The sequence below is a fragment of the Bacillus sp. 522_BSPC genome (assembly GCF_001076885.1).
Taxonomy (GTDB): Bacteria; Bacillota; Bacilli; order Bacillales; family Cytobacillaceae; genus Niallia; species Niallia hominis.
Window position 1 is genome coordinate 1 of record NZ_JVDT01000289.1, and the last position, 15,847, is coordinate 15,847.

Here is a 15,847-nt window from a genome sequence, read left to right on the forward strand (position 1 = left end):
AAACTTTCCATAAAACTAGGGATTCTATTTTTCATAATCATTTTTGGCTTAGAAGCATTTATGTTTTCTTATCTTCATAGCTCTTTAGTTAATGTGAGAATTGAGGAAGAGCTATCCGCTTTACAAGCAAGGGGTAATTCTCATAGAGATATTCTAGAGAAACATTTTGAAGAAGATTCCATTAGTCACGTTATTTTAATGGAATCAGAAGCTTTAACTGATGTAGTAATTGTTAATCAAAAAGGTGATATTTTGGGAACATCTTTTGACAATGATAATTTCAAGAAATATTTAATTCAACAAAAAACGGAACTAAAGAGTGAGGGGAAAGTTGTAGAAGATGACTGGAAAAATAAACCTTACATTATTACTTTAAGTCCGATAATGCAAAAAAATGAAACAATAGGTTATGTCTATATGTACCAAGAAACAGCATCCATTCATGCTTTAATTGGAAGGTTAAATGAACATTTTGTTCTTGCTGGTATAATTGCCCTTCTTTTAACTTTTGTTGTGATTGTACTTCTTACTAGAGCATTGACTAAACCACTCGTAAAGATGAAGGAAGCGACTTATCAAATAAGTAAAGGTAATTTTTTAGTGGATCTCCCAAGGACAAGTAATGATGAGTTAGGTGAACTAGCAGTTTCCATAAAAGAATTAGCTAGAGACTTAAATTTCTTAAAGAAAGAGAGAAATGATTTTTTAGCAAGCATTTCCCATGAACTTAGAACACCATTGACTTATATAAAGGGTTACGCAGATATTTCTCTAAGAAAAAATATTGAAGAAGAAGAAAAAGAAAAGTACTTACAAATTATTGTAGAAGAATCAAATAGACTTTCTTCTTTAATAGAGGACTTATTTGAGTTAGCCAAGATTGATAAAAATACATTTCTCATTCAGAAACAACAAATAAATTTAAATGAACTATTAGTAAAACTACAAATAAAAATGTTGCCCGCCTTTAAAGAAAAAGAAATTGATTTAACAATTTTTTGTCCTAAAACCACTTCTTTTTATGGAGACCCAGCAAGAATGGAACAAATTTTATTCAACTTATTGGATAATGCTATGAAGTATTCTCCAGTGAGGAGCAAAGTAGAAGTTATAGTTAGATTCAGAAAAAAAGAAACGGAAATAACGATAAAGGATAATGGAAAAGGAATACCGGAGGAAGATCTACCTTATATTTTTAATCGTTTTTACCGTGTTGATAAATCAAGAACAAGATCACTAGGTGGATATGGACTAGGATTATCGATTGTCCAAGAATTGGTCCAAGCACAAGAAGGAACAATAAGAGTGGAAAGTAAGCTTAATATCGGAACAACATTTATTCTATCTTTTAAAAATCTTGGAGGAGAAATCAAATGAAAAGCATCTTAATTGTAGATGACGAACAGCAAATGCTTGATCTAATTGCTCTATATCTATCACCACTAGGCTATAATTGCAAAAAAATAAGTTCTGCGATGGATGCTTTACTTTATTTAGAATCGAACACCGTGGATCTTATATTATTAGATTTAATGATGCCTGATATGGATGGCTGGGAAGCATGTGTAGAAATAAAAAAATACTGGGACACTCCAATAATAATGCTTACTGCAAGAACAGATAAAAAGGATGTTGTAAAAGGCTTAAATACAGGGGCAGATGACTATATATCCAAACCTTTTGATGGGGAGGAACTTGTTGCTAGAATAGAAGCAGTATTAAGAAGAAAAGGTAATAGGTTGGAATTAATACAGTTTGACGGTTTAACCTTAGATCAAGAGTCCTTTGAATTACACTATCAGATGAAGAATATACCTCTTACTCCTAAGGAATTTGCACTTATGAAGCTTTTTCTCCAAAACCATAATAAGGTGTTCACAAGGGACCATCTTATACACTCCATATGGGGCCATGGTGTAGAAACAGAAGATAGAACTATAGATTCTCACATAAGAAACTTGCGTGATAAACTTAGGAAGGCTGGTTTTCCATCAGAGGAATATTTATTAACAGTTTGGGGCGTTGGATACAAGTGGATTGGAAAAGAATCTGATTGAGGGACCTTTTTATAGAGTATTTACCAGAAAACCCCTTAATTATAGCCATTGTTACTATAATTGCAAATATTATAATAGCAATTTTTGGAGTTCTTCCTAGTGCTTTTCTTACTACTATAAATATTATTTATTTTGATTTAAAATTAGCAATTATTATTTCAATAATTGGTGAATCATTAGGTGCTATAGTAAGTTTTATCTTATATCGTAAAGGATTAAATCGCTTTACTGCTAATTATAAGATAAGAAGTCACTTCTTAAAAAAGTTACAAAGCACAACTGAATCTAAAGCCGTAATACTTATAATCCTGTTAAGAATTCTTCCTTTTATTCCTTCAGGTGCCGTGACATTAACCGCAGCATTAAGTAGCATTAGAATTATCCCTTTTACTATAGCTAGTACAATAGGAAAAATCCCATCGCTTCTAATTGAAGTTTATTCCATTAATAAGGTATTCAGCATCAATTCATCTGGATGGAAAGAGACAATAATATATTGCTCACTAATCCTGTTATTAATATATATTTTAAAAGAGTTTAGAAAAAAAAGAAAATAAAGCAATAAGATGAAAAATGGAGATTAAGACACTTATCATAGAAAAAACAACAAAAATAGGCTTCCGAAAACAAGGAGCCTATTTTTGTATACTTTACATTATCCCACTTTTGTATGCCTTCCTTCTTCTATACCAGATTAATAGGACAGCGGAAATAAAGAATATCAAAGAAATTACTTGTGCAACACGTAAGTTAGTTGTAAGCATTAAGCTATCCGTTCTTAACCCTTCAATAAAAAATCTCCCAAAAGAATACCACATTATATAAACTAAAAATAGTTCTCCCTTTTTAAGGAAAACAATTCTTCTAGCAACAATTAATAAAGTAAAACCAAGAATATTCCATAAGGATTCATACAAAAAAGTGGGATGATAGTACGTACCGTCAATATACATTTGATTAATAATAATATCCGGCAAATTTAAATTCTCCAGAAAATCTCTAGTAACCTTGCCGCCGTGAGCTTCCTGGTTCATAAAGTTCCCCCAACGCCCTATTGCCTGACCTAGTATAAGACTAGGTGCAGCAATGTCAGCCAATTGCCAAAAGGATAAACCTTTCTTTTTAGCAAAAAACCAAGCCGTTAATGCCCCTCCAATAATAGCTCCATGTATGGCAATACCACCTTCCCAAATTGCAATGATATCCCCTGGATTTTCCGAGTAATATTCCCATTTAAATAAAACATAATAAAGTCGGGCACTAAGAATGGAAATCGGTATAGCCCATAATAAAAGATCCGAAAAAGTATCTTTAGGAAGACCTTGTCTTTTAGATTCTTTTGTAGCAAGAATCCAACCAAGAAGTAAACCAGCTCCAATAATAATTCCATACCAATAAACAGTGAAAGTTCCAATTTCAAAAGCGACTCTATTTAGCGGTTGAATATTTTCCACAAAGATTCACCTCGTTTAAATTTTTAGATTAGCCAAAATTTCAAATTTCCGATATTGCTTTTTTCCTTCTTATACAAAGAACATACGTAATGCTGATTGAAAATACACTTAACCAGAAAGTAAAATAGCCTATTTGCGGAATATAATTGTCTAGTACGCTGTATCTTGGCATCATTTTAAATAGGTAATCAATCACATCATTATGAAGAGTCCAAATTGCAGCAACTACTAGATGCCAACCTTTTATTTTATAGGAGTTTTTATATAATAAACCCTGGATTGCCATTGCTCCATGGGAAAAAATCAGCATGTAACTAGACCAATCTAAATAGCCTATTTCTATCAGAACTAATAAATTCATTACAACTGCCCATATTCCATATTTCAATAGTGTTACTATAGCTAGTGCCTCAAACAGAGGTAAGTTAGTTTTCAAAAATAAAGCAATTAATACAAAAACAAAAAATAAACTAGCTGTTGGGCTATCTGGAACAAAAATTAGATATTTATTAGGTGTAACTGATAGTTGGCCTCCATACCATAAAAATCCATATAATGTGCCTATAATATTAACTACTAACAGAATAAACAATGCCTTTCTATTTGTAAGTAATGAAGTAAAATTCAAATGATACACTTCCTTTCCAATAGGTTACTATCATTAATTAGCAGTAAAATGCGGCCTTTTAAAGGCCGCATTTTACCCTGTTTTATATCATTTATTCTGGCTGATTATTAGCATTTTCATCTGGAATAAAAGTAGGCTGAAATCCTTTATATTTAACCATTGTTACCATACCTGCAGAAGCATGATGTAAATCATGGCAATGGAATAGCCAATTCCCAGGGTTATCTGCTTTGAAAGCTATCTCATACTCATCTCCGGGTTCTAGATTTACAGTATCTTTAATAATTGATGCACCCTCAAGTTTTTTACCGTTTTTACTTAAAATTTGAAAAGATGTACCATGTAAATGCATAGGATGGTCTTCACCTTTAGAGTTATTCACAATCTTTACTTTTACAAGGTCACCTTCTTTAACCATAATATTTTCTGTATTAGGGAAAGCTTTTCCATTGATTGTGTAAGCCATATTATTATCTAATACTTCTGTATTTAAGTTCATTGTATATTCAACATCATACTTCTGATTTAGAGTGAACTCACCGTCTTTTGAAGAACCATAATTTGTGTATGTGAACTCTGGAAGTTCTATATCCTGATTCGGTTTGTCTGTAGATAAGGAACTACCTTCATATTGTAATTTCACTTTCATTCCAGCTGTTCCTTCCATATTTCCATGACACTCCAGATACCATTCTCCTGGGTTATCTGCTACAAACTCAATATCATACCGTTCACCTGGTGATATTGAGATTAACTGATCTTCTATTACTTCTGGGTTTTCTATTTCTTGCCCATCAACCGCAACTACATTAAATTTCTGACCATGCAAATGCATTTTGTGTGTCATATACCCAATATTAGCTAAACGGAGTCTTACCGTCTCACCCTCCTTCATTTTTAAAGGCTCAATACTCTCACCACTTTTTCCATTGATGGTAAAAATGTCATACGCGCTCATATCGTCCATCGTCATGCTTCCGCCATCATTACTCGTATCCATATCCATACCTTCCATTTCATCACTTTCACCCATGTCCATACCTTCCATATCGCTCATATCCATACCTTCCTCTGGATTACTCATCCATTCGTCAAGCATTAACGTATAATCACGATCGTATGTTTTTTCTTTTGGTTCAACAATTAAGGCACCATATAGACCTTTATCAAGTTGATTAACACCGTCTTGATGAGTGTGATACATATAAGTACCAGAAATTCGGGGTGTAAACTCATAAGTAAATGTCTCACCTGGTTGTACAGCATTTTGAGTAACTCCAGGTATACCATCCATATTATTTGGAAGAACAATACCGTGCCAATGTATAGTTACAGGATCGGGAAGTTCATTTTTTAAGTTGATTTTTACTTTTTCCCCTTGCATTACACGAATTTGAGAACCTGGTACCGAACCATTAAAAGTCCAAGCATCTACACTAATATCTTTTGTTAATTGATGAGTTGCCTCTTTTGCAACAATCGTAAACTCATTCCCTTTTAAGATTTCTGTCTTAGTTGTTTCTTCTGAAGAAATCTTCTCAGCCTGTTTTTCAACATCTGCTCGATTTATACTCTCGTTTTGTTTATTGGAGCATGCTGAAAGGATTAATAATAGGAATCCAATTAATGCTAGTATTTTTAATTTCATACTCTCTCCTCACTTTCATGAATTATGATATTAAAAATAATTGAAGATTTTATGCATTTTATATGAACAAAAGTTCATAAATTTTAAACGTTATACGTTCTAGTCTAAAAATAACTAGAACGTATAGGTAGAAATATAAAACAGCAACAACAGTACAACAGTAGTTGCCCCTAAATAAAACAAACAACCTGCAGATAATTTGCAGGTTGTTTTTATCCATTTATCTAATTGGTCTCCATTTGCGAAGAAATAATGTATTTCCTACAACGGACACGGAACTAAAAGCCATAGCACCACCGGCGAGTATTGGATTTAATAATCCAATGGCTGCAACCGGTATGAGGATGATATTATATGCAAATGCCCAAAACAAATTCTGTCGTATTTTTCTCATCGTTGATTTGGACAGAAGAATTATATCGACTATTCCCATTAAATCCCCGCGCATTAGCGTAATGTCCGCTGCCTCCATTGCAACGTCTGTACCAGTTCCAATTGCAATGCCTACATCAGCAGCAGCAAGTGCCGGAGCATCATTAATTCCATCTCCAACCATCGCAACAACTTTTCCTTCTTTCTTTAGTTTTTCTACCTCGGCAGATTTATCTTCTGGCAGAACTTCTGCGAGCACTCGGTCTACACCAACCTGGTTGGCAATTGCTTCTGCTGTAAGTCGATTGTCCCCCGTAATCATTATGACCTCAATTCCTAATTTCTTTAAAGCCTTAATGGCATCCGAGGATGTTTCTTTAACAGTATCTGCTACGGCAATTATGGCTGCTAGACTGTCATCAATAGCCATAAGCATAGCAGTTTTTCCTTCACCTTCAAATTTTTCCATAGTATCAATAGAAGCATTAATATTTACATTATTCTGGGCCATAAGCTTTTTATTACCGATTAATATCTTTTGTTTATTGATACTAACTTCAATCCCATGCCCTGGAATAGCATTAAAATTATTAGCTTTTAATAAGTCTATTCCTTTTTCTGTTGCACTGTTTACAATTGCCTCTCCAAGTGGATGTTCCGATCCTTTTTCAGCAGTTGCAGCAATTTGTAATATTTCATCTTTAGAAAGGTTACCGTAAGGAACAATATCTGTTACATCAGGTTCACCCTTAGTAATAGTACCGGTTTTATCTAATACTACAGTTGTTACTCGCTGTGAGTTTTGAAGGTGTTCAGCACCTTTTATAAGTAGTCCATTTTCAGCACCTTTACCAGTACCTACCATAACAGCAGTTGGCGTTGCTAATCCCAATGCACACGGACATGCAATAACAAGTACAGCAATTGTACTAACTAAAGCCGGGGTAAATCCAACAAGTGCGAATGTAATACCAAAAGTAGCTAGAGCTATCACAATGACAATAGGAACAAATACTGCTGAAATTTTATCTGCAACTTGCTGAATTGGAGCTTTGGATCCTTGAGCTTCTTCTACTAGCTTAACAATTTGAGAAAGGGCAGTATCTTTCCCAACTTTCGTTGCCTGGAATTTAAATGAACCATGTTTATTCATAGTAGCACCAATAACATTATCCCCAGCTTTTTTACCTACAGGCATACTTTCCCCTGTTAACATGGATTCATCAACTGTTGTATTTCCTTCTATAATTATTCCGTCAACTGGTATTTTTTCGCCTACCCGAACAATAATAAGTTCTCCTGTTTGAACATCTTCTAGTGGTATATCTATTTCTACACCATTTCGAATAACTCTAGCCGTTTTTGCCTGTAAACCCATTAATTTTTTTATGGCTTCTGAGGTTTGACCTTTAGCCCTTATTTCAAGTAGCTTTCCTAATACAATTAGAGTCATAACTATAGCTGCTGCTTCAAAATAAAGATATTGCCCAGTTCCCATTATAGTAACAACTAAACTGTATAAATAGGCTGCAGACGTTCCTAGTACTACTAGGACAGCCATATTAGCACTACCTCCCCGAACTGAGTTATAAGCATCGCGGTAATAATGACCCCCAACATAAAATTGAACTACAGTGGCTAGTAAAAATTGAATCCAAGGATTTAAGTGAAAGAACCCTCCATTTCCGTACTCCATCATAAAATCTGATATCATCATGACTAAAAAAGGTATGGATAAAATGGCACCAACAATAAATTTTATTTTTTGCTTTCTATAAGCTTTTTCTCGAGTACTCTGTTCATAATCTCCTTCATTTTCACTAACTAATTTTGCATCGTAGCCAGCTTTCCTTACCATATTAACTAATTGATCTACATTGGTACTTCCAGGGATATATTCAACACTAGCTTTCTCTGTAGCGAGGTTAACATTAGCATTTTTTACTCCGTCTACCTTATTCAATACTTTCTCAATACGAGTAGCACATGCAGCGCATGTCATACCTATAATATTTAAATTTACTTTTTCTTGTTCAACCCCATACCCTGTTTTGTTAACTTTTTCAATTATCTCTTCAATTGATACTTGCGAAGGATTATAGGTCACTGCTGCCTTTTCAGTAGCAAGATTTACATTTGCTTTTTGAACACCTTGCACTTTTGATATGTTTTTTTCGATTCTAGTAGCACATGCGGCACATGTCATTCCAGTAATATTTAGTGAAACACTTTCATTATCATTAGTATTAGGTTTAGGCTGTGCTAATGAGCGATTATCTGTTTCCATTTTATACCCTCCTATAACTTTCGATTTACCGTTATCAAACATTTTCTTAATGTTACACAAACTAGAGTTTATATTCTTATTTAATTTGTCACAAAACATTTATACCATATGGGGGTATAAATGTTTTATAAAGAGAGGGCAACCGTTATTTTAAAACGTTCGCCCTTGTTGCATTATTGTACATCATAACCTTGATCATCGATTGTTTCCTTAATTTTATCTAATGTTAATACTTCTTTATCAAACTCTACAAGAACAGTTCCGGTTCCAAGGTCAACTTTTACATTTGATACACCATTGAGCTTACCTACATTGCCTTCAATTGAGTTAACGCAATGATTACAAGACATACCTTGAACATTTAAAGTTACTTTTTCCATATTTATCTTCTCCTTTTACTTTTTCATTAATTTTTGTATTGTAATTAATACTTCATCTACTACTTCTAGGTCACCTTCTTGAATACGCTCAACAACACACTCTTTCAAATGGCCCTCAAGTAAAATTTTTGCAACACTATTCATAGCTGCTTGTGTCGCAGAAATTTGAGTTATAACATCATCACAATAAGTATCTTTCTCTATTAATCCTTTTATACCTCGTATTTGACCTTCAATCCGATTTAACCTGGTGATAAGATTTTGTTTAACCTTATTGGAGTGATGGCTTTTTCGCTCACTTGAAGTGGAACAATGAGTTTCCTCTAAAGATTCATCATTATCTAAAACGGATGCCATTAACTATTTCACCTCCACAAGCACATTATAGTATACCCCCGTACCCTATGTAAAGCCTAAATTTAAATTTTTTCTTTTTTCTTCTCTGTTTACTAATTATTATGTTTAACAATCATGTATTTTTTGCTAAAAAAATTCAAATACATATGCAATATACAAAGCATTTAAGTGGAAAATATATAAAAAAGTACGCTCTGAAAACCGTTTAAAGCGTACCCTTTCATTAAATTTTATTGTTAAACATTAGCATGTGCATTTAATTTCTGATGTCAAACAAATTTCCTTGTGATGGTATCCGATTAATATATTACTAAAACCGTTTAAATCTTTTACATCCATGAAATTGACAAAAATTCCGTTATATACTGAATGTCCTACTTCCTCTTCATAAACCTGTACATCCTTTTTATTATTGGGTATCTCTATTTTATCTGGAATATCAACCAGATTCCAATTTTTACTTGTCTTTTTATTGTCACTTATAAGAACTACTTCCTTTAATTTTTCTTCACTATTAACTGCTGTATTTGTTTTTTCACTTAGAGTGGACATACATCCTGCTAAGATAATGATGATAAATGAAAGAAGTGTTGTTATTATTACCCGTTTAACTTTCATTCTCTTTACTCCATTCGATTATTTTACTTGCTTAATATAGATTAAAACATTGAAGAAAGTGTGGATTTTTTATCTAACACAAAATAAAGTGTTTTACAGTAACCAACTAGCTACTAAAAGCTAATTAATTATTTACTTCCTCTACTTCTCTATAATACTCACTAAACACCTCGGCAAATTCATCAACCGTGTTGAAAAGTTCCTGCTGCTTATTATCCACCCCTCCAAATTCTAAGAGGATAGAATTACTTGATAAATCTTGATTATATACCCCATTCCCTTCATCTTTACTTTTCACAAAGACTCCCCTACTAATTCCAGGAATATCATTTTCTAATCTTTCATTTAGATCTTTTGCCAATTTGAGATTTCGTTCATAGTTTTTATTTTCCTTTCCAACTACAAAGAATAATCTTGCATATTCAATACCATTAAACTCTAACGTAGTAATCTTTCTTGCCTGTGAATCCCTATGTATATCAATAAGATAAACTAAAGACTTTTCCTTAGTAGTAGCTTCTTGGACGATTTCTCTTGTTAAACTATAGGATTGAGCGTAACTCCAACCCTTTTTTTTAAGTTCTGCTGTTACATTGGTAGTACTATGTTCAGCTCCTATCCCCCTCTCTAATAATTCATTTTGCAATTGGGTACCCACTTGGATTACATTTTTCTTTACGTCCAAACTAGACGCCTGATTTGGATCTGTAATACCTGAAAGTTGTGGTAAAAATGCTTCCCAACTATGAGAATGGTATATATATACAACATTTTTATTAGAAGCTTCGTTCTTTGGAGATTCTATTTTGTCTTCATTGGAACTGCTATTATTTTCATTTGTAAGAATATCCTCATTAGGAGGCGGAGACTCTATTGGTAGCGTTGCTAGATTAGTCCCTTTCCCTGCGATAGCTATCTCAGTATTAAATTGCGAAAATCCTACTAATTCTCTTCCTAAAAAAGTCCTTATATCTTCAGGCCAAATATTTGAAGTAAGCCAAACTACGCCGTTTAAAATAGATGGTTTTTTAATTTCTTCGTTAACATCTGATAGTTGAAACTGTCCAATTTCAAATAAAGAAGAAAGAATATCTGCATCTAGTTGCTTAGTAGAAACAGAAACAATGTCTGATGAAAGTTTTATATCTGATTTCAGATAATTTATTAGGAAAATACTAAAATACATGACAATAATAATAGCTAGTAGATAACCATTTAATATTCGTATCATAATTTGACCTCCCTATTTAGATAGTGTTATCTACATATTTATATGTAATAGTTTCATCAGTAGTCTGCATATTTTCTGCACATTCAAAAAGACAGGTATTTCAAAGAGACAGGTATTTTAAAGGTTGTATAAAAAATGGCTACTCATTATGGTAACCATTTTTAAAAGTTTCAATATTCTTCTGTTATAATAGGGCTTCCAATTGTTAAATTATAAGTGTCTTGAAGCTCTTTATTTGTCCTTATACCAAATTGAATGTTAAATTTGTTTTTTTTATTACTAGATAAATAATCCTTCCACGACTTGTTATAAGCAGTAATTGAAACAAAATCATCTTCAACTAATTTTTCAATAGAGTTTGCTGTAAATTTTTTCAAAAGTAGCGTTGAAATTTGTTTAATATTTTCTTTCTTTCTTACTAAAGCCTTAACAGTAAAAAAGTAGTTTTCTTTCTCATCTAGTGATTTCAAAACATTTTGGTATTCCTCTTTATTCCAATCTGTGCTTTTATAACTATAAGTTTCTAAAATGTTATATTTATCATTTTCATTATATGCAGTTAAGGTAATTAACTGCTGGATATTTTGGTCTTTTAATGTACCAGTTAACTTAATATGATGATTTTTATCTTTCTCAACTTCCCAATTAAACTGTTGATATTTTTTCTTTAATTCAGATTCTCTTTGATAATATATATTTAATGAAGTATTACTCTTCTTTTCTTTTTTCGTGTAGATAGACCATTGAGAAATATCAGCATTAATTGATTGAAGATTAACTATGGTTTTTAATAATTTATCCTCTTTTCCAGAAACCTTATAATTAAAATAAAAAAATAAAGAAATTAAAAGGACAGAAGCAGTTATATAGATAATTGTTTTCTTCATAAAATATCCCCCTTTAGTTTCATAGTGTCCTATATTAATTACTTTTATACCTTAATATCTTTTAATCTATAACATTAAGTAAACTAGAAAAATATAAAAAAGGTAATAGAGTCGCTCTATTACCTTTTCTATCAAAGACGTTCCTTGATCTGATCTATTCCAATTCGGTTAACAAATTTATAAAACTTTTCTCTTTTCTTTCCTTCATTAATATATAATTCTAATATTTCCTCAACCTTTCTATATAGTTCCTCTGGTGAAAGTTCCTTCATTAATAATGTTCCTATTTCTGCATCTTTTCCAGTTGCTTTACCTCCTATATAGAGGGAGTAAGTATCTTTTATTTTCATTATTCCTATATCGTTAACTAATGGTTCACCACAACCAACAGGACAACCAGTATATGCAGCTTTTAAGGTAAATGGTACCTCTCTCCCTGCAATTATTCTGTTCAATTCCTGTGCTATAGGCATCCCTTCTTCCTCAGACCCTTTACAAAAATTACATGTACGTAAGCTTTTTACATAATTACCTACAGGATAACAACTTAATCCACTCAGTCTAAATTCCTGCATAATTTCAGTAGCATTACTTTGGGGAACCTCCAAGTATATTTGTTGAAAGGTAGTTAATTCTACCTCTTGATCCTCATCTAAATATTTAGCCAAAAGCGCTAATTGTTTTGCATTTAATTTAGCTCCAAACTGGATACCACCGTTGACTGCAATTTTTATCTTTTCAACGCTCATATTTCCAACTCCCACATTATTATAAATGTAAAAAAGGCTACCAAAAGATAGCCTTTTTTATTATTCTACTGGAGATAATTCACTTTCCGTAATCCATTGGTGGTTCGTTACTTTTTCTCCACCTGTGGTTGGGGTATAATCTACCATATAAACCGTTGTTTTTTCTGCTGAATCGATTGTAGCCTTTGCCCCCTTCATGCCTTCCATATGGTCTGCGTTGACTATAACTTCTGTACCTGGCTCAATTGCTTCATCTCCAGCGTCTTCAATTTCCTCTTGAATTACCCATTTATGATTTGTTACTTTTTCTCCACCTGTTGTTGGAGTATATGAAATTGTGTAAACAATTGTATCGTAAGCACCTACGATTGTCGCTTCTGCTCCATCCATACCTTTCATATGGTCTGCATTGATTATTGCATTACTTCCAACCTCATATTTAGGCTTTTCAGCGACTTTTAGACCCTCAGGAACTTCTCCTGAACCCGACATATCCATGCCTTCCATATCATGAGAAGACATATCCATTCCCTCTTCACTTTTGTTTGAGCTATTTTCGTTGTTATTGTTTGAACAAGCAGCTAATAATAAGACCAATAGTGTTAAGATTAGACTGCTTTTCATGAAAGTTTTTTTCTTCATTTGAATTCTCCTTTTTTTCTTGTTCAACAATTAGATGTTCCTCATAAAAAGATGAAAAATATTTATTGGTATATTGACTGTTTCTGCTCCTTCCTATTTTATTTTCCCCTATTTTACAAAGAAAAAATGCAAAAAATATGCAGAAATTTAATATATCTTAAATCAGGAACATTCTTATAATACTAAATAAGAGCAATAATGGAACGACTGAAAAAATAAAAGCCCAAATTCCTTGTGTATCTTCTTTCCTTTGTAGCTTTGTATATTTCTTAAAGGAAATTTCTCCTTTTGCAAATTTCATTCCATTTTGATTTGGCTTTATTACGTATTCTTGATCGTAGTTATCTTTCAAGACAACATTGGTAATAAGGGACTTTTCATCCCAATTAGAATCTAGGAAGACATCTATGTTGTTATTTGAGTAGATTACTCGGTCAAATTTATATATGGAACTTTCTTTTATCGTTTTACTTACTTTATAAGCCTGTTCTTCAACAAAATTGTTTGTTAAGCACATATTTGACCCACACCTCTTAATTAATTAGGTTTTTTGGAAATGTTTAAAAGACTTTTTCACCACATAATGTTACATATATTATATGTTTATTAATGTCCCATTTACACTATGGAATTTAAAATAGGTACAGTTTCATGAAAAGCTTTTATTAGCCTTTAATGCTAAGAATTACCGAAAACAAATTTGTTAACCATTTGAGGATTCAATCAAAGAGTCTAAATTTTTATTTATAAAGGAGCATTCCTGTTAGAAGGATTTTCGGGGACTTGAACAAAAAGAGCCCTCTTGGTATGATGCGGGGTGTCAAATCGTCGACGAAATGACCCCTAATTTGTAACCAAGGAGGACTCCATAATGGATTTTAAACAAAATCAGAAAATAAATCAAGTCACCGAGAAAACACTTGTGGTCGGAATCGATATTGCCAAGCGTACGCATTACGCTTGCTTTGTAGATGATCGCGGTCGTGTGCTTCAAAAGTCTTTTGCTGTTTCCCAGTCTAATAGCGGTTTTAATTATTTCTATCAACGTATTTTGACCGCAATGAAAGAAAATGAAAAAACAGAGGTTATTGTTGGGATTGAACCTACTGGCCATTACTGGCTCAATTTAGCTTATTTCCTTGAGGAACGGGGCATCCCCTTAGTAATGACAAATCCGATGCACGTCAAACGTTCAAAGGAGTTAGACGACAATCTTCCAACTAAACATGACCGAAAAGATGCGCTAGTAATTGCTCGTCTTATTAAAGACGGTCGTTTCAGTTATCCGCGTATTTTAAAGGAAATGGAAGCAGAACTTCGTGTTGGCTCAACTTTTAGAAGCAAGTTGGTAGAGGAGTTAGGCTCTCTCAAAAACATGATGATTCGCTGGTTAGATCGCTATTTCCCAGAGTTTACTCAGGTGTTTCCTTCATTCGGAAAAATGGCTTTAGCTGTACTTGAATGTACTCCATTTCCGAGTGATTTTCACCAAAAACAACCCGATGAAGTCTTAACCCTTTATCGAAAGGTCGAGGGGCTAAAATCCCCACAAAGACCAAAAGCAGTGCGCCTTATTGAAGTCGCGGCTAACTCTATCGGGGTAACAGAAGGACGTGAGATGGCCCACATTGAAATCGCCACGCTCGTTCGCCGTTACCATCAATTAGAGAAAGATATCGAAAACATTACGGTGCACTTAGTTGAACTTGTAAAAACGTCTGTAGAGTATGAATGGCTATCAACCGTCCAAGGACTTGGAGATACCACCATTGTTGACTTATTAGCCGAAATTGGAAGCTTTTCACACTACGAAGATCCACGCCAACTTATCAAACTCGCGGGATTAACGTTACGTGAAAATTCCTCTGGTCTGCATAAAGGACAAAAACGTATTTCTAAACGGGGCAGACGAAAGTTACGTGCCCTCCTGTTCCGAGTTATGATGCCTATGATTCGCCATAATGAAGCCTTTAGAAAGCTGCACGAGTATTACACAAACCGTCAGGTTAATCCATTACGCAAGAAGCAATCTATCGTGGTTTTATGCGGTAAGCTATTAAAAGTATTACATGGAATTAGTACCAAGCACAAAGCGTTTGACGCACAGCGAATGATGAGGGATATTCCAGGTCTCGCAGAGGCTGTTTAAACCCTACATCCCCTTAATAAGACAATAAGACCTAGACAACAGGATGACACGGAGAAGCTGGCAATATATTTTCCATTCGACCTTGAGTCCCTAAAGGAGCTTCGCTAGCCTCTGCCTTATGACTAGACCGAACGAAGGAATGTAGGCACATAGATGCCCAGAGACATGGGAGGGTACGTCATCATAAGCTACGCAGAGATCCATTGTGCATCGCATAATTCCCTATCACTACTTTCTATAATTATCCAGTAGTGACCGCGTAGCGTACCCGTAGGTTGGAATAATTACACATAATATATAAATTCTGTTAGGAATCGTGTCGAAAAATATTTTTTTGACACCCCAACAACGGCTCAAACCGTTGATAAATCAATATTTATAGAGGGAG

The 15,847-nt window shown here is 33.6% G+C and carries 16 protein-coding genes; 4 read left to right on the top strand and 12 right to left on the bottom strand.

The window, feature by feature from the left end:
* The 3 genes from ADJ83_RS23935 to ADJ83_RS23945 form a co-directional block, all read left to right on the top strand.
* A partial coding sequence (locus ADJ83_RS23935) for a sensor histidine kinase (RefSeq protein ID WP_239687096.1) occupies window positions 1-1,377 on the top strand: 1,377 nt, incomplete at its 5' end.
* The gene (locus ADJ83_RS23940; protein ID WP_031537459.1) at window positions 1,374-2,057 is read left to right on the top strand and encodes a response regulator transcription factor; all 684 of its coding nucleotides are present in this window, start codon (window positions 1,374-1,376) and stop codon (window positions 2,055-2,057) included. The genes ADJ83_RS23935 and ADJ83_RS23940, both read left to right, overlap by 4 nt.
* Window positions 2,054-2,614, top strand: a complete 561-nt coding sequence (locus ADJ83_RS23945; RefSeq protein ID WP_031537458.1) for a TVP38/TMEM64 family protein — start codon at window positions 2,054-2,056, stop codon at window positions 2,612-2,614. The genes ADJ83_RS23940 and ADJ83_RS23945 overlap by 4 nt, the downstream gene beginning before the upstream one ends.
* Window positions 2,615-2,707: 93 nt before the next feature.
* Here ADJ83_RS23945 and lgt read toward each other — a convergent pair whose 3' ends face one another.
* From lgt to ADJ83_RS24005, 12 genes are all read right to left on the bottom strand, one after another.
* Entirely contained in the window at window positions 2,708-3,511 is an 804-nt protein-coding gene (gene lgt / locus ADJ83_RS23950; protein ID WP_016204436.1) for a prolipoprotein diacylglyceryl transferase, read from the bottom strand.
* A 40-nt stretch (window positions 3,512-3,551) separates the two neighbouring features.
* Window positions 3,552-4,139: a DUF1405 domain-containing protein gene (locus ADJ83_RS23955; RefSeq protein WP_016204437.1), complete on the bottom strand. Its 588-nt coding sequence runs from the start codon at window positions 4,137-4,139 to the stop codon at window positions 3,552-3,554.
* A 91-nt stretch (window positions 4,140-4,230) separates the two neighbouring features.
* Window positions 4,231-5,787, bottom strand: coding sequence for a multicopper oxidase family protein (locus tag ADJ83_RS23960; RefSeq protein ID WP_048719282.1), 1,557 nt, complete (start codon window positions 5,785-5,787; stop codon window positions 4,231-4,233).
* Window positions 5,788-6,007: 220 nt separating this feature from the next.
* On the bottom strand, window positions 6,008-8,446 hold the full coding sequence (locus ADJ83_RS23965; protein WP_016204439.1) for a heavy metal translocating P-type ATPase: 2,439 nt from the start codon (window positions 8,444-8,446) through the stop codon (window positions 6,008-6,010).
* Between the two features lie 173 nt (window positions 8,447-8,619).
* Entirely contained in the window at window positions 8,620-8,826 is a 207-nt protein-coding gene (copZ, locus tag ADJ83_RS23970; protein ID WP_016204440.1) for a copper chaperone CopZ, read from the bottom strand.
* Window positions 8,827-8,841: 15 nt separating this feature from the next.
* Complete coding sequence (locus ADJ83_RS23975; protein WP_016204441.1) at window positions 8,842-9,183, bottom strand: metal-sensitive transcriptional regulator; 342 nt, start codon at window positions 9,181-9,183, stop codon at window positions 8,842-8,844.
* A 243-nt stretch (window positions 9,184-9,426) separates the two neighbouring features.
* Entirely contained in the window at window positions 9,427-9,801 is a 375-nt protein-coding gene (locus tag ADJ83_RS23980) for a hypothetical protein (protein WP_048719289.1), read from the bottom strand.
* Window positions 9,802-9,925: 124 nt separating this feature from the next.
* A complete protein-coding gene (gene spoIIP, locus ADJ83_RS23985) occupies window positions 9,926-11,032 on the bottom strand; it encodes a stage II sporulation protein P (RefSeq protein ID WP_048719294.1) in 1,107 nt (368 codons plus the stop codon).
* A 170-nt stretch (window positions 11,033-11,202) separates the two neighbouring features.
* Window positions 11,203-11,919 (bottom strand): YwmB family TATA-box binding protein, encoded by a 717-nt coding sequence (locus ADJ83_RS23990; RefSeq protein ID WP_016204444.1) that lies wholly within the window; start codon window positions 11,917-11,919, stop codon window positions 11,203-11,205.
* Between the two features lie 131 nt (window positions 11,920-12,050).
* On the bottom strand, window positions 12,051-12,668 hold the full coding sequence (locus ADJ83_RS23995) for a hypothetical protein (protein WP_016204445.1): 618 nt from the start codon (window positions 12,666-12,668) through the stop codon (window positions 12,051-12,053).
* A gap of 60 nt (window positions 12,669-12,728) precedes the next feature.
* Complete coding sequence (locus ADJ83_RS24000; RefSeq protein WP_031539950.1) at window positions 12,729-13,310, bottom strand: YdhK family protein; 582 nt, start codon at window positions 13,308-13,310, stop codon at window positions 12,729-12,731.
* A 157-nt stretch (window positions 13,311-13,467) separates the two neighbouring features.
* Entirely contained in the window at window positions 13,468-13,827 is a 360-nt protein-coding gene (locus ADJ83_RS24005; protein WP_016204447.1) for a hypothetical protein, read from the bottom strand.
* A gap of 354 nt (window positions 13,828-14,181) precedes the next feature.
* On the opposite strand from ADJ83_RS24005, the gene ADJ83_RS24010 reads away from it, so the two are divergent.
* Window positions 14,182-15,459, top strand: coding sequence for an IS110 family transposase (locus tag ADJ83_RS24010; protein ID WP_031536138.1), 1,278 nt, complete (start codon window positions 14,182-14,184; stop codon window positions 15,457-15,459).
* The last annotated feature ends 388 nt before the right edge of the window (window positions 15,460-15,847 follow it).

Bases quoted from the DNA above. Each gene is read 5' to 3' on its own strand.
- ADJ83_RS23975 (WP_016204441.1), bottom strand. From the start codon at position 9,183: ATGGCATCCGTTTTAGATAATGATGAATCTTTAGAGGAAACTCATTGT.
- ADJ83_RS24005 (WP_016204447.1), bottom strand. From the start codon at position 13,827: ATGTGCTTAACAAACAATTTTGTTGAAGAACAGGCTTATAAAGTAAGT.
- copZ (WP_016204440.1), bottom strand. From the start codon at position 8,826: ATGGAAAAAGTAACTTTAAATGTTCAAGGTATGTCTTGTAATCATTGC.
- ADJ83_RS23940 (WP_031537459.1), top strand. From the start codon at position 1,374: ATGAAAAGCATCTTAATTGTAGATGACGAACAGCAAATGCTTGATCTA.
- spoIIP (WP_048719294.1), bottom strand. From the start codon at position 11,032: ATGATACGAATATTAAATGGTTATCTACTAGCTATTATTATTGTCATG.
- ADJ83_RS23960 (WP_048719282.1), bottom strand. From the start codon at position 5,787: ATGAAATTAAAAATACTAGCATTAATTGGATTCCTATTATTAATCCTT.
- ADJ83_RS23965 (WP_016204439.1), bottom strand. From the start codon at position 8,446: ATGGAAACAGATAATCGCTCATTAGCACAGCCTAAACCTAATACTAAT.
- ADJ83_RS23995 (WP_016204445.1), bottom strand. From the start codon at position 12,668: ATGAGCGTTGAAAAGATAAAAATTGCAGTCAACGGTGGTATCCAGTTT.
- ADJ83_RS24010 (WP_031536138.1), top strand. From the start codon at position 14,182: ATGGATTTTAAACAAAATCAGAAAATAAATCAAGTCACCGAGAAAACA.
- ADJ83_RS23980 (WP_048719289.1), bottom strand. From the start codon at position 9,801: ATGAAAGTTAAACGGGTAATAATAACAACACTTCTTTCATTTATCATC.
- ADJ83_RS24000 (WP_031539950.1), bottom strand. From the start codon at position 13,310: ATGAAGAAAAAAACTTTCATGAAAAGCAGTCTAATCTTAACACTATTG.
- ADJ83_RS23990 (WP_016204444.1), bottom strand. From the start codon at position 11,919: ATGAAGAAAACAATTATCTATATAACTGCTTCTGTCCTTTTAATTTCT.